The following is a 22,967-nucleotide window of genomic DNA, read 5'->3' as shown; positions in this document are numbered from 1 at the left end:
GATTATCTTTGAATCTGATAAAACCGGAGGATATCGTATGAAAAATAAGAAAAGTTGGTACCGAATGTGGAAAATACTTTCCTTTGCATTGTCCATGCTCCTTCAAGTGTATTGGTTTCGCATACGAAAAAAATCAGATGCGCAATGGGCTCTGTTATGGGAAAAGCTTGGTCGTCAATTTCGTCAAACCTTATTCGAACTTGAAGGTGTCTTAATAAAAGTCGGGCAACTGCTAAGTATTCGAGAAGATTTACTGCCAAAAAGTTTTATTTGTCAAATACAAGATTTAGTAGATCAAGTCCCTCCTTCACCTTGGGAAGATATCCAACGTGTATTAGAAAAAGAATGGGGAAAACCTCTTACTGACATCCTACATTCTATTGAAACAACAGCGGTGGCTTCAGCATCTATCGGCGAGGTCTATCGCGGAAAGTTAAAGGATGGCACGGATGTAGCAATTAAAGTGCAACGTCCCTCTATCCCTGCAATCATGCGTACAGACTTTCGTTCTTTAGCGATTATTATTTGGTTTGCGCAATATTTCGCCCCCATTCCAAAAGGCTTTATCAATTTTAAAATGCTATTTAATGAAGTCAAATATGTGATAGGTCGGGAATTGGATTTTACAAAAGAACTGCAAGCTATGCAACATTTTAAAGAACGTTTTGCTTCAGTCCAGCAGTTAACAATTCCTACTGCATATCCCGATATTAGCACTACTCATGTATTAGTCATGGAATGGATAGATGGTGCTCGCATAACTGATAGTAAATTTTTAGCTACCAAGCACATTGATAAAGAAGCTTTAGCACAACGATTATTACGCATTTTCTTGCCACAATGGTTAGAGGCTGGTGTATTTCATGCAGATCCCCATGCTGGTAATGTTTTAGTAAAAGCAGATGGCACAATTGTCCTTCTGGATTTTGGTATGGTAGGCGAAATATCAAGAAAAGATGCGGCTAATTTTCAACATTTAATGCAGGCCGTTTTACTAAATAATTATGCACAGGCTGCAGAAACATTAAAAAATTTAGGGTTTTTACTACCAGGAGCAGATTTAAAAATAATTGAAAATGTCCTGAAAGAAGTACTACAACTAGATCTAAATAAAGTAAAAGAAATGGATTTATTTGCTCTCAAAAAAGAAATGAATGACATGATTAAACTATTACCAATCCAAGTACCTACCCGCTTTATTTTTTTAGGACGGTCGTTCGTGACAATTGAGGGCATGTTGCTAACCATCAATCCAGATAAAGAAATATTAGATATACTGAAGCCAGTCTTTTCTGATTGGGTGAAAGAAGGAAACGCAACGAATTGGAAGTCTGTTTTCCAATGGCTCAATGCATTACCGATCTTTAAAATCTTTCATACTGTCCAAGATCTTTTAGAGACGCCTCAACGTTTAGTTATTCAAAAAGAAATATTGCAACAAAGAGATTTTGTATTTACTACCTATGAAAATCAAAAAAAGCATACCTTCCTATTAACTACGCTAGCATTGGGCGGTATTTTTATCGGCCTATATTTGCACTATGCACTACTAACAAAAGCTTCAGCAGGGTTATTATCGCTATCAATCATTTTCTATAGTGTGAGTAGTTGGAAACAGAAAAAATGGTTAAAACAGTTACACCGAAAAATATTGTAAGCCTCCTATTTGATTGGGGGCTTATTTTTGTTGTGTTGTGGAACTGTTCTATATTCCTACTACGCCTCATAAATTGACTCAAATACAGAATAAGGAGATTTGAGCCTATGCATGTTGTTCATTTTTTTGAAAATAAGACTGCCATTTTAAATCAGTTATTAGTACGAATTCCTACTGTTGACGAAAACATTCAACTTAAAGGACGAAAAGCGAAAGTGGTCGACATTATCCAACTGGATGAACGTCATTATCATGTCAATGTACTGTTTGAAAAAATTGTAAAAAAGCAACCTTTAACGAAAGATCTTGGGAAGAAAAAACGATAGTTTCTTCCCTCTTCTAAATAAGTTTATTTACTGACAGGAAGGGTAAATAAAACGAGAGCATCGTTTTTTGTGAACATATTGCGACTTATTCTCATTTAATTCTACTATGGTAAGCAGATTGATTGACTTTTTAAATGATAACAATTATCATTATCATATAGATTGTTTCTTATTCGTTTATTTCAGAATCCCCCCTTATTTTTTGAAATAAACATGCATTAAACGGATATTCTTACATCAGACTAAGAGTATCCGTTTTTTCATTACATACATTGAAGGAGCTGTTCTAAATGGATTATCGTATCGAAAAAGACACAATGGGTGAAATTAAAGTACCTGCGCATAAAATATGGGGCGCACAAACGCAACGCAGTAAAGAAAATTTCCAAATTGGCACAGAACATATGCCAATCGAGCTTATTCAAGCAATGGCGATTTTAAAGAAAAGTGCTGCCATTGCAAATAACAAACTAGGAAAGCTTTCGGATATTAAGGCAAATGCAATTGTGCAAGCTGCAGATGAAATATTGAATGGTCAATGGGATGATCAATTCCCACTTGTTGTGTGGCAAACAGGTAGTGGTACGCAATCGAATATGAATGTCAACGAGGTGATTGCGCACCGTGCGAACCAAATTTTACAGGAAGCTGGTGAAGCTGAGCGCATTCATCCAAATGATGATGTTAATAAATCACAGAGCTCCAACGATACGTTTCCAACGGCATTGCACATTGCAGCTGTACTAAAAGTAGAAGATTATTTACTTCCTCGCCTTCGTTTATTAAAAGCAACATTTGATGACAAGGCTGAGCAGTTTAAAGATATTATTAAAATTGGTCGTACCCATTTACAAGATGCAACGCCACTTACTTTAGGTCAAGAAATCAGTGGCTGGTCCGCCATGCTTGGCAAATCCGAACAAATGATTAAACATAATGTAGATTATATGAAGGAGCTTGCCATTGGCGGTACAGCAGTCGGAACTGGCATTAACGCACATCCTGAATTTGGTGACCGCGTAGCAGCTGAAATTAGTGAACTGACAGGCAAACAGTTCACATCAGCCGCTAACAAGTTTCATGCACTAACAAGTCATGATGAAGCAGTTGTAGCACATGGCGCCTTAAAAGCACTCGCTGCCGATTTGATGAAAATTGCCAATGATGTCCGCTGGTTAGCAAGTGGTCCTCGTTCTGGTATCGGTGAAATTACTATTCCAGAAAATGAACCAGGCTCTTCCATTATGCCAGGTAAAGTGAATCCAACACAAAGTGAAGCGATGACAATGGTCGTGACGCAAGTTGTTGGCAATGATGCAACGATTGCCTTTGCCGCTTCGCAAGGGAATTTTGAACTAAACGTCTTTAAACCAGTCATCATTTATAATTTCTTACAATCAACTCGTCTACTAGCCGATACGATGAAATCATTTAATGACAACTGTGCTATTGGCATTGAGCCAAACAAAGAGGTGCTTGATCATAATTTACAAAACTCCTTAATGCTCGTAACTGCTTTAAATCCTTATATCGGCTATGAAAATGCAGCAAAAATTGCAAAAAAAGCCCATAAGGAAGGTACAACGTTAAAAGAAGCTGCCATTGCTTCAGGCTTATTAACTGAAGAACAGTTCGATGAATATGTTGACCCAGCTACAATGATTTATCCGAATGCCTAAATACAAAAGGCACCAAGAAGTTTAGAACTCTTGGTGCCTTTTTATGTTTTTATTGACGTGTTACTTTGAGTTTACCAGCGATTCACGCTGTTTTAGCGATTGTTTTGAGTCTATCAGCGATTTAACTTGCCTGTTCAACTACATAGCTTGCTGGAATGAAAAATATGCTGTAAAGGTCAGCATCAGTATTAAACGTCACCGCATAATAGTTACCGATTTTAAAACCTGCACTTTTCAGAACCGTACCCGCTGGTAATGGACGTGCAAGTCTTTGATAGTAATCGTTATTATTAATTATATATGGTTTGATATGCTGTACAGTATCTTTTGTGACATTAAATAATGTTTCCTTATTCACCACTTGCGGTTCGATTAATTGAATATCCGTTGGGTCAATTGTTCGCTTTTCAATACCGCCACCTACAAAACTCATATCATACGTATTGACAAGCTCTCCATGTTCAAAAATAAAATTACCCCATTTATTCAAATAAGTATAATAGGAGTGAGCATGCGTTGCCAAGCTATCACTCTCATTATAAAATGAGTAAAACGGTTTATCTCTATTTATCCACATATAAGCAGGATTTTTATAAAATTGTACACGTTGTTCAAATGGAATTGCCTTAAATACTGTTAAATTACTTGCTTGTACACGATATCCTGAGCTCATCCAATAATATGTTTGCCCACTATATTTCTCAATATTATATACGCGGAAGTAGTTTCCCTTTTTAACTAACATCGATTCAAACTGACCACTGGCATTTTTCTTATACACTTTTACATCTTTAGAAAACGTTAACTTCCCTGTTTGCCCTTTGACAATTTCTACGCCATCATAAATCACTTTCGCTTGGGACGTTGGTACATTTCCTCCTAGTAAAACAAATGCGCCAAGTAAAATTATAAAAAATTTTTTCACTATTCTCCTCCTAGTAAGCTTTATTCATTTCTAGTAATATCGTAATATTTTACCAATAGTTAGGAAGGGTGTCAAAAAACTATCAAAAACAGCGTGATTTGCCATCCATGCTTGCATAAAATAAATGCCTCATTTTCAAATAGTTGATTCTTGCCATAGTCGTTGGACATCTAAAAGATTAGCACCTGAAAAAGTCAGTTTATAAATATCTGGTTTTGTAGTGCTTTGCCAAAAATCATATCCATACGCTTTATTATAATAGTTCATGATGATTGTCATAACATTTCCATGTGTCCCAATAATGATTGTCTTGCCTTCATACTGTTTTAGAAGATGATGAATAACCGGAATCGCTCGATTTTGGACATCGTTTACTGATTCACCTTCTTGTAATGAAAAGTCAGCATCTTCAAAGGAGCTTTCAATGGCTTTATGAATTTCTTCTTCTGATAATCGATAATTCCCCTTTAATGTTCTTTCTTTTAATGCTTCCATCACTTGTACTTCTAAATGATGGTGTTTTGCAATGTCCTCTATCGTTTGAATCGCTCTTTTATAAGGACTTGAAATGATTGCATCAATTTTTACATCTGCCAATAATGCGGAAACTTTATGTGCGTCCATTTCACCTTTTAATGATAGTGGTCTTGTCCTTTCTTCACCCAGGACAAATGGTGATGTAGCATGTCTGATCATCATTATAGTCGTTTCCATATTACTCCCCCTTGTGAATTCGACTTAATTGTAACAAAAAGGTAATTTCATTTAAAGACATAAGAGCCTTACTAAAATAACTTTCAGTAAGGCTTTTAGGAAATCTCATCTAGAATATTGTTGCAACTCTATATGTTTTTGTTTTAATGTATTCCAAATTTTTATTGATGTTACAAATAGCAGTATAAATGATACGATGACGATTACTAGCCCCATTGAATAATCATGTAGGTTATTTCCGATATAACTATACAATATCCTTAAGGGCGTACTCGCAATCAAAATGGTCAAAAGGTACGTTGTAAATTTTATTCCTACAGATGCTGATAAAAAACAAATAACATCTGCGGGCGCTATCGGACAAATAACCCCGATTGCTAGAAATTTATAATTGTAAGTTTGTAATAAATCATTCAATTCGGGGTATCTTTTTTTAAAATATTGATGCACCTTTTCTTCAGCAAAACTTTTTGAAACGCTATAAACTACTGTCTCACTTAAGAGCAGTCCAGCGGTTGATAAACAAAAGGCTTCCATTGGAGAAAAGCAAAGACCACCTAAGATCATGAATGTTGTACCAGGAATAAGTACAATCAATCTAATGAGCCATAGTCCAATAAACAGCAAGTATGCATAATCTTTATGGCTAGAAACTACATCCTGTAACGTACTCATATTCAGTGAAAGGATATCAAAATGCTTTACTATATAAACGATTAAAATCCAAATGACGATTATGGTCCATTTCTTTCTCATTTCCTCACGCTCCTTTACACTTTCGGTAAATACATAATAAAAATGAAACATTAAGAAATACACCTGTGAATCATTAAGGATTCTTAAGATAATCAATGTGGATACATATGTCAATGTATGATAAAAGGTGTTACACAGTGCTGATCAATTGAATCGAACAAAAAAAGAGAATGTATCGTTAGTTCCAGACACATCTCTAGTCATTGTTTAAAATTATTTGTTTGTAACAGGAAGTACGACCGTAAAAGTGATCCAACCATTTTTATACTCTGCATAAATATCGCCATGATGCAGTTCCATAATTCTTTTAGAAATAGAAAGCCCAAGACCACTACCATGTGCATCCATTCTCGCTTTGTCTCCCCTAAAAAACCGTTCAAACATTTTATTAATATTGTCTAGCGGAGGGCTTTCCACTTGGTTTGAAAGTTTTAAAACGGCAGAATTTTCTTCAGCCTCAAACGATATAAGTAATTCTGATGGTTTTTGGCTGTATTTTATCGCGTTTATAAAAAGGTTTTCATATACACGAACCATTTTTTCAATATCGATTACGACATGAATATCTTCCTCAGTAATTAGATTTTGAACAGTCAATTGTTCCTCTTCGAATATTGGAATATACTCTCCTACGATTTGCTGTAGTAAACTCACCATATCCACATTGCTCAAATTTAACTTTACATCAGGGCTTGATAAACGGGAAAATTCAAACAGTTCATCGATCAGATGTTTCAATCTCAAAGATTTTGAATAAATCGTTTCAAAGTATTCCTGAAGCTGTTCTTTATGTTTATATTGACCATCCTTTAATAATTTCAAATAGCCAATAATTGACGTCAATGGTGTACGTAAATCATGCGATATATTTGTAATTAGTTCATTTTTTTCTTTTTCCATGAGTCTTTCATGTATAAATTTCTGTTCTAACTCTTGCGACATATAATTAATGTTCATCGCTAGTTGAGATAGTTCGTCCTTCCCTTTAATCTCAATTGTTTGTCCTAGTTCTCCACTTGCAATATGTTGAACGGTATCGGAGATTAACTTCAAATACATTATTTTTTTCCTAATTAGCATAATAAAAATCAAAACAAAAGTTACGATAGCAGTAGAAAACCAACCAATAAAGGCCACACTTGCTTGCAATACATTGAGATTTTTATTGTTCATTATCATACTAATTAATTCAAATAAAGGTCTAGATATAATGCTCATCATAAAAATAGCGCCGAATAAACTGATGACAATCATCATTAGGATTTGAAAAGAAAGTTTATTACGAAACTTAATCGTTCTCATATTTTATAGCCTACACCCCAAATCGTCTTAATATAAATTGGATGTTTTGGATCGTCCTCGATTTTGTCTCTAATTTTTGTAATGTGTACCATAACCGTATTATCAGACTTATAAAAGTCATTTTTCCAAACTGCTTCATAAATTTTTGCAACACTTAAGACAATTCCTTTGTTTCGAGCAAGAAGTTCTAAAATATCGAACTCTTTTGGTGTTAATCGAATTTCTTGCTTTTGTATCCAAACTTGACGTGTATCTGTATTGATTGTTAAGTCCCCTATCTCCATTACACTTTTTTCAAAAGTTGTTTCCGTATTGTATTTTTTATACCTTCTTAATTGAGATTTCACCCTAGCGATTAATTCTAATGGGTTAAATGGTTTAGATAAATAATCATCAGCACCCGCAGCAAGCCCTTTAATTTTATCCATATCCTCTGATTTTGCTGAAAGCATAATAATCGGCATGCTCCGCTCCTCTCGAATCTTTAAGCATGCTTCGATACCATCCATTTTCGGCATCATGATATCTAAAACAATCAGGTCAAACTCTTTTTTTTCGAGCATTTTTAATGCTTCCACTGCATCCTCTGCTTTTTCAGTTTCCAGCCCTTCATTTTCTAAATATACTGCAATAAGATTTCTTATCTCATTATCATCATCAACAATTAGTATTTTTGACATCAACGATTTCCTCCGCATGTTTATTTGCTACAGTACAGCTAAAAATGTAAGCAGGTGGCCAATTTCTAAATTCTCTTGTTATTTCTAATTTGGCAAAAAACTGTTTTATGAATGCCTTTTTACATTTTGTATATTGAAATGTAATGAACAATCCATTATCTTTTAGTATTTTTGTTGTGTTGTCTATAATCTCCCATGATATCTTTTTGGGTAAACTCGAAAATGGAAGTCCAGAAATAACGTAATCAGCATAAGGAATATGATACTCTTGCAAATAAGTTTCAATATTTTCTGCAGATCCATATTTAATGTATATATTATCATGTCCTTTATAGCGCTCTTTAAGCATTGCATAAAATTTCATATTATTTTCTACTAATAAAATAATTGTCTTGCCATTTCTTTTGGAAAGCAATTTATCTGTAAAAACACCTGTACCTGGGCCATATTCAACTATATAATTTGCTTCTGTAAAATCAATTTTTTCAATCATTTTATCACCTAAAAAACTTGAGCTTGGAAGAATGGCACCAATCGTTTTAGGATTCTCCATAAATTGAAATAAGAAAGAAAACTTTTTCACTACTTTTCACCTCTAGGTTTGAATTGATAATCATACTTTAAAATTCAAACCTTAAGAGAACATGCCGAAAATTCTTAAGAATCCTAAAGAAAGTGCCTGGCACCAAAACAATTTTGAATATTCAGATTTTAAACTACAATAAAAAACCCTTCCAGCGTACTTTGGAAGGGTTTACGTTATGTTATTGCATTAATTCTTCGAAAAATTCAACAGGTACATATGTTTTTGTTGGTTCTAATAAAGCAGGTGCTTCTTCAAAATAACGTAGCGCTTTATTGTAGCCGTATGCTTTTTCACCACGTGTAATAGTATAAGATACCACACCTTTTGAAACAATGGCACCAGTTCCTGTTGATTCTACTTTAAAGCCAAGTTGTTCTGCGATAAGTCGTAATGGCACCATTGTTGTACCATTTATATCATAAGAATCACTTTTAATGATTTCTTCAATAGCTGCATCAAATGAAGCTGGTTGTGCTTCTTCCGCTTGCTCTTCAGCTGTTGCATCCAACACAACTACTTTTGTAGGTGGTGTTTGTGCTGGAATACTTCTTGTTGTAATTGTATAGAACACTAATAAATGTTGCTCCACTAAATCTTCAGCTGTTACTTCTTTACCTGATTGGCTTTGAACATTTGTTTCTTTCCCAACATTTAATTTTAATGAGTTATCCGTATTCACTAAATCTTTGTCGAAAAAGTCTACTGTAGCACTGCCCATTTCCTCGGTTTCTACAATAATGACATCCGTGTTATATTGTGGGGGATAGATCATCAACATTGGCTTATTCGCGTACGTATAAGCTGTTACTTTATCACCTTTTTGGAGCTTTGCTTCTTTTCCTGTATTATCAAAAATAAGCGTGTCCTTATTTACGACAAAAACGTTTGTATTTTCTCCATCTTTCGTTGTGTAATAAGTCGCATTATTGCGTTCTTCCACATTTTCAACTGTACCAGCTACTTTTATAAAAGTCGGCTGCACTTGTGGGTTTTGTTGTTCTTGTTGCGTAGCATTTGTCACAACTGCTTCTCCTTCGTTTGCTGATGCTGTCGGCGCAATGGCAACACTCCCTAATAATAATGCTGTCATTGCAAATGGTACGACCTTTGTCATTTTCATAAAAAATACATCTCCTTCATTTCACGAATTCATAGAAGTAGTCGCTATTGAAAGAAAAAGGTTACATAATTACCAATTTATTTTTATATTTTTCATTTTCGACAATATTTATTCATTCACGAGCTAAAAATAAACGAAAGTCGATCCGCTACCCGTTGTAAAAAGTATTGTTGTTCGCTTTGCTTTAACCTTATCTCTAAGGCGATATCTGGATGATCCGTAATTACGCCAGAAACATTTTTTGCAATAAATTCCTGTAATGATCGATCTTTATTTAAAGTCCAAACAAATAATTCCTTATGCTGTCTCTTTAGCTCGGTCATTAAACGCTCATTGACCCATGATTCCTCAAGTGCAATAAAATCGACAGTTAACTCATCAGTCGCTCCAATATTAAGAGCATAAACAATACCTACACGCAAGTTAGGCGTAATGGTCTTTAACTGTGTCATCAATTGCGCATTGGCGGACTGCACATAATACGTATCTAACACTTTATAATAACGCAATTTTTCTACTAATCGAGGCAATAAGTCCTCCCTTTCGCTACCGTGCGCTTTTAATTCAATAAGCAGCGTAACATCAAGTGCTTTCGCGATTTCAATAAACTCATCTAAAGATGAAATTTTATCAGTCATGCCATTGTCATAAATCGGGATTGTTTTTAAATCTCGAAGTGTCATGTTTGCAATAACGCCATTTTTCCCAGCTAAGCGTCTTAATGTACGATCATGATATACAACAAACTCTCCATCTACTGTTTGCTGAATATCTATTTCCACGAGGTCGGCACCTGCTTTGGCCGCACTAACAAGTCCACTAAGCGTGTTTTCTATATTTCCGGCTGTATAACCCCGATGTGCAATAATTTTAGTATTGGGCGCATACACACTTTTATCTAACATGTATATATTGATTAAGCTGAAAATGAAAAAAATAACACCAAGCACGATTGGCAAAGCGTTAAAGCGTTTGCTCTTATACGTATTTTTGGGTATTGCTAAATTACGGCTAGTATACGTAAAAGCAACCATTACTTGCGCAAACATCGATTGCAACAAACTAAATAATCCGATAAAAACCAAATCTAAAAACGCGAACGTGAGCCCTGCCGTTACAAGTGCACCACTTGGCATCCATCGCTCTAACAAAAATAGAGGTAACATGCTGACAACGGTAATTGTTAATAAAAGCGCGAAATAACCTGTTAAATTAAGCGCAAGTAAAAAGAGTATCTTCATTAATCCCCTTTTTGAAAAGCGCCAGCTCTGTAAAAACGATTGACCAATTGATATTTTCGGCTGTATTGTAAAAATCGTTAATGTCAAAAAACTTCGGAAGCTTATCAATACTACACTACTCACTACAGCAACGTATACTATTCTTCCTAAGTGTGTACTTAGAATGTCATTTGTCATAAAGTGATACAAAGGTATCTCTTGTATAATTGGAAGAGGAAATACTAACGATGCGAACGGCAACAATAGGATTAAGTAAACAATGAAATAAATGACTTGTAAGCTAAAAAAATAGATAAGCTTACGATTGAGTTGTTGCCAAACTGTTATAAATCGATAGCGAATACCTCTTTGCTGATGATAAGCCATGACAAATAGGAAACCCATCTCATAATAAGTAAAGAGCAATACGACCAATAGTAACATTAACATTATTCCTAGAACAAAGGGGTGCGCCAAAAAACTTTGAAAATTTTGTTCAGTAATACGTGTATAACCCGTTATGTTGAGCATAATGCTCCAAAGTAGTGTTGACACCAGAATGGCGAATAAAAACTGAACTATTCGAATCAAGATGAAAACACGTACATAGTCGTTGCGATATTTATAAATGTAATAGATTGCTTGTCGCACTATGTGCTCTTTTTTCATTATCTCACCCCTGTCGCGTACTAGCCGTTTCCACTATTTCTCCTTATAACGTATGAAAATTTTTGTATTTCAAGTTATCTTGAAAATAAAAATATCCTCCATTTTGCCTCAGCGTAATGGTTATCCTAATTTTTCGAGACTACAGCCAAGTTGAACGCGTCATTTAAGAACCGACGACCTTTTATTCAAGCGAAGCAAAAGAAAGAAATATCCCATTAGCTTATGCTTGTTTTTGTGAGAAGATAAATGACTTCGAGCACTGCATACCATTATTTGAAACATTTTACGAACCCCAACAGTAAATAAAGTATTATAAACAACATAAGGTGGAACTTTGTTGCACTTTAACATCGGTGATACTATTAGTACTTTGTTTATGCTTGTTATTTTTATCGCAATGTTTTACTTTCTGATAAATATAATTAAAAAAGTAAGGTCTACCCCACTTCCGCTTCCTCCAGCAACGCTACAACAACAAGTAGACGAACGATCAATGCATATGAACAATTTGGAGAATCAAGTGCGAGAACTAGCTGAACGTCGCTAGCTCAATGACACTCCTGCTAGCAAAAAAAATCGTTGTAAGGCTAAGCCTCACAACGATTTTTTGTCTTTTCATAAACAATACGACCATCCACAACTGTATAAGCGACTTGAATGTGTGGTACTTTTTCAATATCTACAGCGAAAATATCTTCTTCGAATACAGTGAAATCAGCACTAAATCCTTCTTTTATTTTACCTCTTGTCTGCTCTTGCCCAATAATTTCAGCAGATCCTACTGTATACAGGCGCACTGCCTCAAAGCGCGAAATTTTCTCCTGTGGGCCAAAACCTTCATGACTTTCGCCAAAATTACGTCTTGTCACTGCGGCATAAATGCCGAATAGTGGATTTGGTACTTCAATTGGTGCATCGCTCCCACCTGCTACAATTAATCCGCGGTCTAATAGCGATTTTAGCGGATGTAAGCCTTGTGAACGTTGCTCACCTAACTTCACAAGTTCTGCTAAATACTCCCCTTGCACAAACTGTGGTTGCATATCAACAGCAATCGGTAATGACGCTAACTTCTCTAAAATCGCTTCATCCACTAAGCTACAATGAATTAAGCGGTCCAATTGGCCTTCTTGTGGTGGATTTGCCGCAAAAATATCTAAAATCGTCTCAATGGCTAAATCCCCTATAGCATGGACCGCAACGGTTTGCCCATAGCGCCGTGCCAATTGCACATAGTGCGCTAATTGCGTTGTTGAATGCACAAGAATACCACTATTGTCTGGCTCATCACAATATGGCTCACGTAATGCCGCAGTACGCCCTCCGAAAGCACCATCAACAAAAATTTTCATTGCACCAAATTGGACATATCGTGTTGATTGTTCATTTAATAAAGCAACTTCCTCAAAAACTGTATGGTGTTGTAATAAATGCACTTTAAAGGATTGTTGTGCATCAACTATTTTTCGATAGGCATTAATTGGTTGACTAGGTGGACCGAAATAACTTAAATCCTCTGAATGCCCTCCTACTAAGCCGTAAGATTGAAGTGATGCGACAGACTTTTGAAGCGCTTCTTCAATATAATCAGGTGTATAATACGGCATATGATTAACGATTAAATATAGTGCTGTATCTTTTAACACTCCTGTTAATTGACCATTCTTCTTTTCAATAATGCCGCCTTCTGGTGAAGGTGTATCATTTGTAATGTTTGCAAATGCCAGTGCCTTCGAATTCGCTAAAATTAAATGATGGCAACTTCTTTTAATAATCAGATGGGCTTCACCAAGTGCATCGAGCTCCGACAAAGTTGGAAAAATCGGCTCTGTATAGCCTGTTTCATTCATACCAATCGCAACAATCCATTGCTCTGAAGAGACACCTTCCATACGTTTTGCAATAATATGTAATAACTCTTCCTTACTCGTCACGTTGGAAACATCAATATGCATTAATTTTTCTCCATAGCCAATAATATGTAAATGACTATCGACAAAACCAGGGTACATGACATTTCCTTGTAAATCTCTGACCTCTGTAGCTTGTGGTAATAAACTTTCAGCGCTACCTACCGCCACGATTTGTCCATCTTTTTCAAGAACAGCTTCGACTGTTTCGCCCGCATGCTCCATCGTATAAATTGTTCCACCTGTCCAAAGTGTTGCCATCCATTTTCCCCCTATGCTACTGCTTCAATTAAATGTGCACTTTCTAAGCGTCTACGAACGATGACACCAAGCCATGCCGCCAGAACTGCTTTTAAAATCCCAACAATGATAAATGGCGCTGCACCGCCCATAAATGCGGCAGTCCATGTTAAATCGCCAACAACTTTTAACCAAGCCGTACCGAATGCCAAGGTAACAACCATTCCTATTAAGTTAGCAATCACTGCTTGTACAACGGTAATGCCAAATTTATCTAAGTATAAACCCATTAATACAGCTGTTGCAAGGAAGCCTACAATATAGCCCCCTGTAGGTCCGATGATAATGCCATAGCCACCTGACATTCCGCTAAATACGGGAAGACCTGCTGTGCCAAGTAAAATATAAACAAGTACAGAAAGTGTACCAAGTTTTGTACCTAATATTGTGACAACTAAGCCAACTGCTAAAGTTTGACCTGTAATTGGAATCAATGGTAGCGGAATTGTGACCTGTGCAAGAACAGCGATAATTGCCGCTCCGAACGCCGCTAATACATATTTGTAAGTATTACTTTTCCTCAATTGAAAATCCCCCTTTTAGTTAACCTATTTATAAAATAAGTTAACCAAAAGATAATGCAAATAAAAACAGATGTCAATCAATTTTGACAAAATAAGATAAAAAGAGCTCTTTATAGTCTACCAAAGAGGTTCCTTACTAGGATCATTTTCTTGTAATTTTACTATATGAGGTATTAATAAATATATAAAAATTACGCTGCTTAGCATATAAAAAACGAGGCCAATCAAAAACTGATCAAAAGCTTGAAGCACAATTACCATAAATGGAATAGGCATATTGAGCATACCGGCTAATTGTGCTGACTTTTGCGTGCGATAGAGCTTTTTATTACAATGCGGGCATGCATTTTGCTGTCCATAATTTTTCCAGTAAAGTTTACGTGCTTGTTTAGCAGACCAGATTTCTCCACAAGCAGTACATACAGGCAAGCCATAGCCTTTTTTACGCAATATACGTTTGATTATCATGGCAATTATGACAAAAAAGCTGAGAAGTAGCATTCCTTTCACCCAATCATTCGCTAAGTACGACCAAAAGCTCCATTGCCCTGTGTCATGCTGGACTGCGGCTCCTTGCATCGTTGCTGTACGCTGTTGCGAATTGCGTGCGATAAGTGCACTCAAACCAACAGCAAGTAGCGTAAAAGTTGCCAGCACGATTCGGTAGGTTCGTTGGCTAGTACTTCTATGTTTCCTTCTATTTCTCACTTTTTGCGCAATCCGCTGCTTTTTTTCATCCGTTAACTTTACATGCTGTAGCTCATGTAAGACGTTTTCTTTAAATTGATTCATAGCGTAGCACCTCCCAGTCATCGTCAGCGATTATCGTTGCTAGTTGTTTTCTCGCCCGCTGTAATCTCGTTCTTACTGTTGCCTCAGGACAGTGTATAAGCTTGGCAATCTCTACTGTTGTCATGTCCTCAAAATAATAGAGTATCAAAACCTCTCTGTATTGCACGGATAGCGTGAATAACGCTTCTACTAGCTGCTGTTTGGTGGATTTAGCAAGCATGGCTTTTTCCGGCGTAATGGTCGTTGAGCGTCCTGTCATTTTCTCAAATAAGGACAGTCTTTTTCTTTTCCAGCTGCGTAAATAATCATGACTGCGATTGACCGTCATTTTGACCAAATATGTACGTAAAGATGATTGTTGGCGAAATTGCTGCTGCTTTTGATAAAAGGCAATAAACACATCTTGGACAATATCTTCTGCTGTTGCTTCATTTTTCACGTATAAGTAAGCAACTTTCAGTAAATAATCCCCGTGCTCTGCAATAATTTGTTCTATCTCCATTGCGGCCTCACCTTCTTTCTAACCTACAGACGTTACGCAAAGTAGTTCCGATTCATTTTCATGAAATTTATCTTATTTTTTTGTTGGCCGACCATTATTTTTATGTACAAAAAATCCGCTTCCTTTGATTGGACATTGACAGATAAGAACTTACATTGTCAATGTCCAATTAAGGTTACGGATCATTGGTAGATATGTCAGCTTCCCCGAATTTCCTTTATTTACTATTTCCCACATCACTATATTGGTTATAGAACGTTATTTGGTTACGACCATTACGTTTGGATGTATAAAGTGCTTCATCAGCATAATGAATTAATTGTTCGACTCTCGTAACGGGACCATCCTCATTTGTACTGACACCTATACTAAACTCTAACTGGACAATCGTATCATTGACGGTTAACGCAAGTGACGTTAATGTATCATATAAACTTTGAGCTATGTTTGAGATTGATTCTTCTTGTTTTAACTGAATAAGCACAATAAATTCATCTCCACCAAAACGAGCGACAATGGATTCGTACGGTTGAAAAAATTGTTGCAACGTGGTGGCTGTCATCGTTAAAGCATCATCACCAAATAAATGACCATTTGAATCATTGATAGATTTAAAATGATCTAAATCAATCATTAGTAAAGCTAGTTTATGATGATGAGCTGCACGCTTCACCATGTCTTTTGCATTCTCATCAAAATAGCGACGATTGTAAATATTCGTAAGCGGATCAATATAGGAAGTTCGCTCAAACTGTTTTTTCTGATCGTTATACTCCATCTCGAATAACTCTTGCGTATAATTTTCTCGTTGCATTTCTAGTAAAATATTTATATATTCCTTTTGCACGGCGCACAAAATAATTTTATTGCCTTGCTCTTCGATAAGGTTTACCAATGAATTGTAAATCGTTTGTAACAATGAAAGGTCATTGTTTTGCAATGCATAATGCTTTGATTTTTGATACATATCTATGGCTTGACCAAGATGCCCTTGTTTTTCAAATAACAGTGCTTGGGCATTGAACACTTCTAATTGCGCCTTATTATAAGGTGGATCGTTAATTGTCATGAGTAACTCTTGTATCAAGACATCCGCTTGCTCCAAGTCCTCCAACCAAATATGTGCAATCGCTAAGTTGGTTTTTGGATGTATAATACTTTTATAAGGGTGCTCATGTTGGGTTTCAAATTCATTGGCATAATATAAGCTCTTTAATGCTAGGCTTTTTGCCTTTGCATATTGGCCAAGCTCAATTTCAATACCACTTAAATTATTATAGATTTTTCCTAAACTTTCGATATGTTGTATACGTTCTGCAATCTCAAGTCCCTTCATTAAAAGCTCTACTGATTTTTTCAAATGCCCAAAAGTTCCCCAATAGATGGAGGCGAGTGAATAATACTGAATAACGTCAATATCATTGCCATATAGAAAGGTCAGTTCGCGGTATTTTTCTAGTAAATTAATGGATATTTGCAAATCCCCTACTTGAAAATAGCTGATACAGCTGTAGCGCAATAAATGCATTGCTTTATCATACAATGCAAGTGCAGTAGCACTTTCAATCGCAACACTACTTAACTCGATATATTCTAAATAGCGATTTGCACTATATAATTCATTTAGTGTAATCCATAGTTCTTCAAATTCTTGTAAATCCACACCGCACCCTCCTTTTTCATCTCCTACTCCCTTAATACTACATTTGCTTATAAAATATTACAATTCTTTCTCCTTATTTATTTTCCAATTAATGAGTAATTTAACCTAAAACGTAATGAACATTTACTATTTGACGTTATTTTGGCTGTTATTTTTCTAAATCTGTCCTAAAGTTTGCATGGATAAAGATGTGAAGTGCTGCGTAATTTCATAAAAAAACAAGCCTCTTTATCAAGAGACTTGCTAGGATTCTTCCATTTTTAAGAGGGCTTTCAATTGCTTTGCCCTTTCCTGGCTCAATTGCAGTTCACCATATTCCTGTGCTTGTAACCAAAGTGAATGACCATATCCTTCCCAAATGTCCACGCGCACTCCGTCTAATACGAACGCATAATTTGGTGGTGTGTCAAAGGTTTTTTCTTTCATTCTCCAATTTATTGGATTTAGAAATGCTCGAACTTCATCAGCATTGTCAAGCGTTAGCTTTGTTGTCACTGTCGGCTCTATAATTTCTATTGCATCTACGAAACTAAAACGGTTAACTGGCACCTCATCATCAGTAGTAACACCGCCTATTGACTGAATACTTACATAATTTCCTATTTGCAACGAGATATCATTAATTAGAGGATACCATGTTGCATTTTGATATTTTTCAATAATTTGTGCTTGAGACATACTAACTACCTCTTCTGGAACTGCCCCTTCAATAAGTAAGAAAGCATTATTTTGGATTGCTACAACGGTTCCAATATGGATATTACCTTGTCGTATATTTGAATAATTTTCAAGTCCTATTTCCTCCTGAAAAGCTTTCGCTTGCTCTGCAAAATGGGCATTAAAGTAGCGGATTGCATCCAGTGTAGCTAGATCACTTGCCATTTCAGTTGGAAATGTCGGGTATTTTTCTACGTATAAAGCTTCTAATTTTTTCTCAGCGACCATCATTGGTATTAATGGCTCAATATTCTTTGTAAAATATTTATTTAGACCTTGTTTTTTTAAAAGCTCCGCATATTCTGGAAAAGATTCTTGAAGCATTTTCAACTCGTCTAGACGTTGCCGCCCTTCAGCCTTTCGTTCCTCTTTTGTACTTTCAATACCGAGGGACTGCGCAAAATAATAGGAGGCCACACGCTTTTCATAACGCCTATAAGCCTCTTCTAATTCTCTTCCCTTATCAAGAGAGAAACGTTCTGCAATATCCATATAATAAGTAAGCCCAGTCTGATTAAATATTTGTGCTGATTGTTTTTTATCACTATCTAAAAACTGGATGACAAACCCTACTAAACAAAGTGTAACAATGGCCGTTAAGATTTTTAAGCTTATGGACTTTTTAGGTTTCACTTTATGACGCTGCAAAACACGTTGTTTGACGCGTTCTTTATTTTTTGATAGATCTCCTGTCATTATTATTAGCTCTTTTTTGACATCATTCATGTAGTAACACCTCCCATTCCTCACGTAAATGAGGCTTCAATGCTTCACGAGCCCTTTTAAGTCTTGTTTTGACAGTATTTTCAGGTAATGCAAGCACTTGTGCAATGTCCGCAATCTTCATTTCTTCATAGTAATATAGTAGTATCGGCTCTCTATATGTTAGCGGCAGGTTTAGTATGGCAGCGCCAATTTGTGACCTTTCCTCCGCTTCGATTAAAGCATCTCGCTGCTTTTTCGCTTGTGTTAGAAATAGTTTTTCTTGTAAAAGGCATTTTTTATAATGCCAGCTTTTTAAATAGTCTTTGCTTTTATTAATCGTCAGCGTCGATAAGTACGCTCGTAACTGCCCACGTTCCTCATAGGCATGCTCCGAAAATTTGATAAACACTTCTTGCACAATATCCTCTGCTACATGCTGATTTTTTACATAAAAATAAGCGAGGCGCAGCAAATGCTCTGCATGATCGTCAATAATTTTTTCCAGAATGCCGTCCACCCCCTCTGTTACTTTATTAACGATTACCAATAGTCGACCGTTTCATTTTTTTGTAAATATTTTATATAAATGCACAAAAAAGAAAATCCACTTTCTTTCAATAGTGGATTTTCTTTTCATTATATAAATCGTTTAGCGATTGTTTCGTATAAACCTACCATGAGCAAGCCTCCAAAGACAGGAATAAGTGAACTAAAGCTAAAATAAAATCCATCCGCATCGAACTGTCCTAAAAATCGAAACGCCAGCCATGATATGTTATATGTTTCACCGACGCCATATAAAAAGCCAGTAGTAAATAAAAACAAGGCAAAGCATTTTAGAAAGTTAGCCTTTTGCATACCGTTCACCTCACTGAACAATCGTCATTTTCTCTGCATATGTGAGTAGTTCTTCTTTCGTAAATTCAGGATTTTCCGTAAGAATGCTGTATTGGTAGCCATTTTCATACCAACTAATGATAAAGCGATCTCCTAAATCCATATATGTGCCTTTTTTCGCTCGTACATTTATATCTTCTTCATTCGCCAAATCACCTCCGAATGTAGTAAAATTACTCACTACTTTATAAACTGAAACTGAAAATGCAGGTTGCTCCTCTTTTTCATATTCAAAAGAAAATTCAGGACGCTCTTCTACCTTCAAATCTAGTATCGTTGCAAGCGTTAACCCATTATCTTCAGGAACCATTAAAAAATCACCAAGCTGTTTTTTTACCTCATCTATTGTAGTAGGTGTAGTCTGATCTACTGTATCCATTTGTTCAATCGTTGCACCTTTTGGTATGTCATATGCAAACAACGCATCATCGATTTTCTTATTTATTTCAAGCTTCGTATATTCTTGTTGCGTCACATTACCTGCGTTCGTCGTAATTGTTTTCAACGTCAACCACGTTTTTTTATCAATCCATACTTCAATGTCGCCTAGTAACGTATTCTTTTTTTGCGCTTTCGCTGTAATGTGATAAGCATCTCTGCCTGCAATTTTTTCTTCACCAGCGATTGCAATATCATGAGAGTCTTTTACAAAATTTAATAAAACTTGGGCATTATCTTTTGCTGAAGCACCCATAAACTCTTCTAATTCCCCATTTTCAAATGCCATAATGGAAGCCGTATTTTCCTTTTTGCTATAGGTAATAATTTGCTTTCCATCATTGACTGCAATGACATCCTCATCATTAAAAGACATTTCGATTCGCCGCTTACCGTCCTTCATCCACTCTTTTACTGTAGCAATCCCTGTTTTGCCCATATCCCATTTATATTCACCATAATAGCTTTCTAGCTCTTTTGTTTCCTGTAATGCTTGGTCAATAATCTCCTGTGGGGAATAGGATGCCTCTGGATTGCATCCAACTAAACTAATGGTCAGTAGTGCAATTATTCCTCCTACACGTAATGATGGTTGCCAGTTCATTGTTTATCTGCTCCTTTGTAAGGTGGTAGCCAGCAAAGAACTGCTGTCCCAACACCTTGTTGTGATACCATGTTTATCGTTCCACCATGTTTCTCTATAATTTGTTTCGCTATGCTAAGACCAAGCCCAGTACCTCGTTGTCCTGTCTTTGTTCTTGCATAATCTGATTGATACAGTGGTTCAAACAATTGATTAATTTCTTGTTCACAAACGCCCGCCCCACTGTTTTGAACGATTAAATACATTCCGTTCTTTTCGCAAAGGGCTGCATTGACAAAATCAAAGCCCCAGTCGAGTTTTCGATTACTAATAGCAGCTAACCCAATCGTAGTACCTGCTGTTCCAAAGTGTGTGGCATTGCTCATTAAGTTATCAATAACCCGTTGCATTTGTGAAGGATGTACAGCATACGCCCCCTCCACCTCACATAGCGTACGCAGCGAAAATCCTTTGCTTTGACAAAGTGGCTCATATTCTGAAATGGCCATATCAAAAAATTCCTGACCTTCTACTTGAACAAGAGATACATCATAGTTTGTAGATTGAAGCAATGTATACATCAGTAAGTCTTCTAGCATTTCCTTCATGTCCACTGCCTTCGTTAAAATAACAGCACAATACTCCTCCTGTATTTGAGTAGAGAGTAAAGGATTTTGTAAGCTCTCTGCATATGCTTGAATGGACGTTAAAGGTGTTTTTAAATCATGTGAAATACTAGCAATCATAAGTTCCTTTTGTTGCTGTTCTTCCTTTAAATGCAAACGCGCAGTTTCAATCTCACGCTGCATACTTAGGAAAGTGTTTGCAAGTTCACCAATTTCATCTTTTCTTGTAGCAATAGCCGTTTCAACATGTTGTCCTTTGCCAAATGCATGCATTTGTTGCATGAACTCTTGTAAAGGTCGATTCAATTTACGGTTAAGCAACAGAATCACTGTCGTATATATTGCTAGAAATAATGGTATGATACTAGCAATTACAAGCCATGAACGCCTCTCTACGCCTTTAACCCAGTCCTCCCTTACTAATTGAATTTCATATATACCAACTAATTCACTTTTTTGATAAACCGGTTCTTTGTATGTAAAGGCATTGTATTTTTGCTGTAATTCATATAAGTTTTTCAAAATACTTTCTCTTGAAACAAACCCCGCGTTCAAAGGATTAGACGAATAATAAACAAAACCTGACTTAGCGTACAACGTTATTGCGAGTTGATCACTGGTAAGTGCTTTTACCTCCTGAAAATCGGCATTTTTTGCATATAATTCTGGATTGTTAAGAATGGCCTTTACATGATTCAGTTCAATCCATTTTTCCATATATTCTGCAAAGCTTTTGTCATGGTAATAAGCATTAATCCACATATATAAGCCATAGGTACCGCCAATCGGTACAATCATGACGATGAAAAACATAATGAGTAGCCAAGTTTTAATTTTCATAATGGTTCTCCAATAAAGCGGTAACCCTTACCCCAAACGGTTTGAATATAATGTGGTGTTTTCACAGGATCTTGTAGTTTTTCACGCAGTGCTTTAATATGTACAGTAACTGTATGGGTTTCATCTACACTTGCTTGTTGCCAAATATGCTGATATAGCTCTTCCTTAGTAAATGTCTGACCTGGGTTTTTTGCTAGTAGTTTTAAAAGGGCAAATTCCTTTTGTGTTAAAGCGAGTTCATGATTTTGAAGGGTCGTTATTTCTTTTTGCCAGTCAATTGCTAAACCAAATGCAAATGTTGCAACGTGTTCCGTAATTTCTATTCTTTTATAGCGTTGCCATCGACGTAGATGAGAAGCAACTCGTGCCTTTAACTCTGCTAAGCTAAAAGGCTTCGCTAAGTAATCATCAGCTCCTTGTAAACCCTCAACCTTATCAGCCTCATCTTTACGAGCACTCATCATGAGAATTGGCACATCACTTTCCCAACGAATATTTTGGCAAACTGTAAGTCCATCCATTTCAGGTAGCATCCAATCGACTAAGACTAAATCAAATGGTTGTGCTTTAAAATCTGCTAGTCCCTCTAAACCGGTTGTAGCCCAAGTGACTTCATATCCTTCTTGAACTAGCGTATCTTTGACGATGCGTCCTATTGCGGGATCATCTTCAATTAGTAATAGCTTTTCACTCATCTGTTATCCTCCTGTACTAACCTTACTATGAATTGATGGATTTCTTCTGAACTTTATACTTTCTTTATAATTACCATAAATGGACTTTCCTGTATTCACAAGGGCAAATCAAAAACTAAACAAAAAAAGAATGCACATAAG

The 22,967-nt window shown here is 36.1% G+C and carries 22 protein-coding genes; 3 read left to right on the top strand and 19 right to left on the bottom strand.

Going from position 1 to position 22,967, the window contains the following annotated elements; genetic code table 11:
• Positions 1–37 precede the first annotated feature (37 nt).
• From ACKVEV_RS04775 to fumC, 3 genes are all read left to right on the top strand, one after another.
• Positions 38–1,657 carry an ABC1 kinase family protein gene (locus tag ACKVEV_RS04775; protein WP_409369269.1) on the top strand — a complete coding sequence of 540 codons (1,620 nt, stop codon included), beginning with the start codon at positions 38–40 and terminating at the stop codon, positions 1,655–1,657.
• Between the two features lie 107 nt (positions 1,658–1,764).
• On the top strand, positions 1,765–1,983 hold the full coding sequence (locus ACKVEV_RS04770) for a hypothetical protein (RefSeq protein WP_409369268.1): 219 nt from the start codon (positions 1,765–1,767) through the stop codon (positions 1,981–1,983).
• A gap of 290 nt (positions 1,984–2,273) precedes the next feature.
• A complete protein-coding gene (gene fumC, locus ACKVEV_RS04765) occupies positions 2,274–3,662 on the top strand; it encodes a class II fumarate hydratase (RefSeq protein ID WP_409369267.1) in 1,389 nt (462 codons plus the stop codon).
• A 121-nt stretch (positions 3,663–3,783) separates the two neighbouring features.
• Here fumC and ACKVEV_RS04760 read toward each other — a convergent pair whose 3' ends face one another.
• The 19 genes from ACKVEV_RS04760 to ACKVEV_RS04670 all read right to left on the bottom strand — a co-directional run bounded on the left by ACKVEV_RS04760 (position 3,784) and on the right by ACKVEV_RS04670 (position 22,826).
• Positions 3,784–4,587: a hypothetical protein gene (locus ACKVEV_RS04760; RefSeq protein WP_409369266.1), complete on the bottom strand. Its 804-nt coding sequence runs from the start codon at positions 4,585–4,587 to the stop codon at positions 3,784–3,786.
• 135 nt (positions 4,588–4,722) lie between these two features.
• Positions 4,723–5,301, bottom strand: coding sequence for a histidine phosphatase family protein (locus ACKVEV_RS04755; RefSeq protein WP_409369265.1), 579 nt, complete (start codon positions 5,299–5,301; stop codon positions 4,723–4,725).
• A 105-nt stretch (positions 5,302–5,406) separates the two neighbouring features.
• Complete coding sequence (locus ACKVEV_RS04750; protein WP_409369264.1) at positions 5,407–6,057, bottom strand: TVP38/TMEM64 family protein; 651 nt, start codon at positions 6,055–6,057, stop codon at positions 5,407–5,409.
• A 213-nt stretch (positions 6,058–6,270) separates the two neighbouring features.
• Positions 6,271–7,359, bottom strand: coding sequence for a sensor histidine kinase (locus tag ACKVEV_RS04745; protein ID WP_409369263.1), 1,089 nt, complete (start codon positions 7,357–7,359; stop codon positions 6,271–6,273).
• Complete coding sequence (locus tag ACKVEV_RS04740; RefSeq protein ID WP_409369262.1) at positions 7,356–8,057, bottom strand: response regulator transcription factor; 702 nt, start codon at positions 8,055–8,057, stop codon at positions 7,356–7,358. The genes ACKVEV_RS04745 and ACKVEV_RS04740 overlap by 4 nt, the downstream gene beginning before the upstream one ends.
• Complete coding sequence (locus ACKVEV_RS04735; protein WP_409369261.1) at positions 8,017–8,622, bottom strand: class I SAM-dependent methyltransferase; 606 nt, start codon at positions 8,620–8,622, stop codon at positions 8,017–8,019. Before ACKVEV_RS04735 ends, ACKVEV_RS04740 begins: the two co-directional genes overlap by 41 nt.
• Before the next feature lie 181 nt (positions 8,623–8,803).
• Complete coding sequence (locus ACKVEV_RS04730) at positions 8,804–9,745, bottom strand: stalk domain-containing protein (protein WP_409369260.1); 942 nt, start codon at positions 9,743–9,745, stop codon at positions 8,804–8,806.
• A 116-nt stretch (positions 9,746–9,861) separates the two neighbouring features.
• Positions 9,862–11,634 (bottom strand): glycerophosphoryl diester phosphodiesterase membrane domain-containing protein, encoded by a 1,773-nt coding sequence (locus ACKVEV_RS04725; RefSeq protein WP_409369259.1) that lies wholly within the window; start codon positions 11,632–11,634, stop codon positions 9,862–9,864.
• A 587-nt stretch (positions 11,635–12,221) separates the two neighbouring features.
• On the bottom strand, positions 12,222–13,805 hold the full coding sequence (locus ACKVEV_RS04720) for an amidohydrolase (protein ID WP_409369258.1): 1,584 nt from the start codon (positions 13,803–13,805) through the stop codon (positions 12,222–12,224).
• An 11-nt stretch (positions 13,806–13,816) separates the two neighbouring features.
• The gene (locus tag ACKVEV_RS04715; protein ID WP_409369257.1) at positions 13,817–14,368 is read right to left on the bottom strand and encodes a biotin transporter BioY; all 552 of its coding nucleotides are present in this window, start codon (positions 14,366–14,368) and stop codon (positions 13,817–13,819) included.
• Positions 14,369–14,485: 117 nt separating this feature from the next.
• Positions 14,486–15,160, bottom strand: a complete 675-nt coding sequence (locus tag ACKVEV_RS04710) for a TIGR04104 family putative zinc finger protein (protein WP_409369256.1) — start codon at positions 15,158–15,160, stop codon at positions 14,486–14,488.
• Positions 15,147–15,662 carry an RNA polymerase sigma factor gene (locus ACKVEV_RS04705; protein WP_409369255.1) on the bottom strand — a complete coding sequence of 172 codons (516 nt, stop codon included), beginning with the start codon at positions 15,660–15,662 and terminating at the stop codon, positions 15,147–15,149. Before ACKVEV_RS04705 ends, ACKVEV_RS04710 begins: the two co-directional genes overlap by 14 nt.
• Positions 15,663–15,879: 217 nt before the next feature.
• Complete coding sequence (locus tag ACKVEV_RS04700) at positions 15,880–17,325, bottom strand: diguanylate cyclase (RefSeq protein ID WP_409369254.1); 1,446 nt, start codon at positions 17,323–17,325, stop codon at positions 15,880–15,882.
• A gap of 243 nt (positions 17,326–17,568) precedes the next feature.
• Positions 17,569–18,768, bottom strand: coding sequence for a hypothetical protein (locus tag ACKVEV_RS04695; RefSeq protein ID WP_409369253.1), 1,200 nt, complete (start codon positions 18,766–18,768; stop codon positions 17,569–17,571).
• Positions 18,761–19,294: a sigma-70 family RNA polymerase sigma factor gene (locus ACKVEV_RS04690; protein WP_409369251.1), complete on the bottom strand. Its 534-nt coding sequence runs from the start codon at positions 19,292–19,294 to the stop codon at positions 18,761–18,763. Before ACKVEV_RS04690 ends, ACKVEV_RS04695 begins: the two co-directional genes overlap by 8 nt.
• An 89-nt stretch (positions 19,295–19,383) precedes the next feature.
• Positions 19,384–19,605: a hypothetical protein gene (locus tag ACKVEV_RS04685; RefSeq protein ID WP_409369250.1), complete on the bottom strand. Its 222-nt coding sequence runs from the start codon at positions 19,603–19,605 to the stop codon at positions 19,384–19,386.
• A gap of 10 nt (positions 19,606–19,615) precedes the next feature.
• The gene (locus ACKVEV_RS04680; RefSeq protein WP_409369249.1) at positions 19,616–20,686 is read right to left on the bottom strand and encodes a LolA family protein; all 1,071 of its coding nucleotides are present in this window, start codon (positions 20,684–20,686) and stop codon (positions 19,616–19,618) included.
• A complete protein-coding gene (locus tag ACKVEV_RS04675) occupies positions 20,683–22,131 on the bottom strand; it encodes a sensor histidine kinase (protein WP_409369247.1) in 1,449 nt (482 codons plus the stop codon). The genes ACKVEV_RS04680 and ACKVEV_RS04675 overlap by 4 nt, the downstream gene beginning before the upstream one ends.
• Positions 22,128–22,826, bottom strand: coding sequence for a response regulator transcription factor (locus ACKVEV_RS04670; RefSeq protein WP_409369245.1), 699 nt, complete (start codon positions 22,824–22,826; stop codon positions 22,128–22,130). The genes ACKVEV_RS04675 and ACKVEV_RS04670 overlap by 4 nt, the downstream gene beginning before the upstream one ends.
• Positions 22,827–22,967: the final 141 nt, after the last annotated feature.

This window comes from Lysinibacillus sp. 38-6, assembly GCF_046245175.1.
Classification (GTDB): domain Bacteria; phylum Bacillota; class Bacilli; order Bacillales_A; family Planococcaceae; genus Lysinibacillus.
Note: the sequence above shows the minus strand (reverse complement) of the source record. Positions and strands in the feature narration are given on the sequence as shown.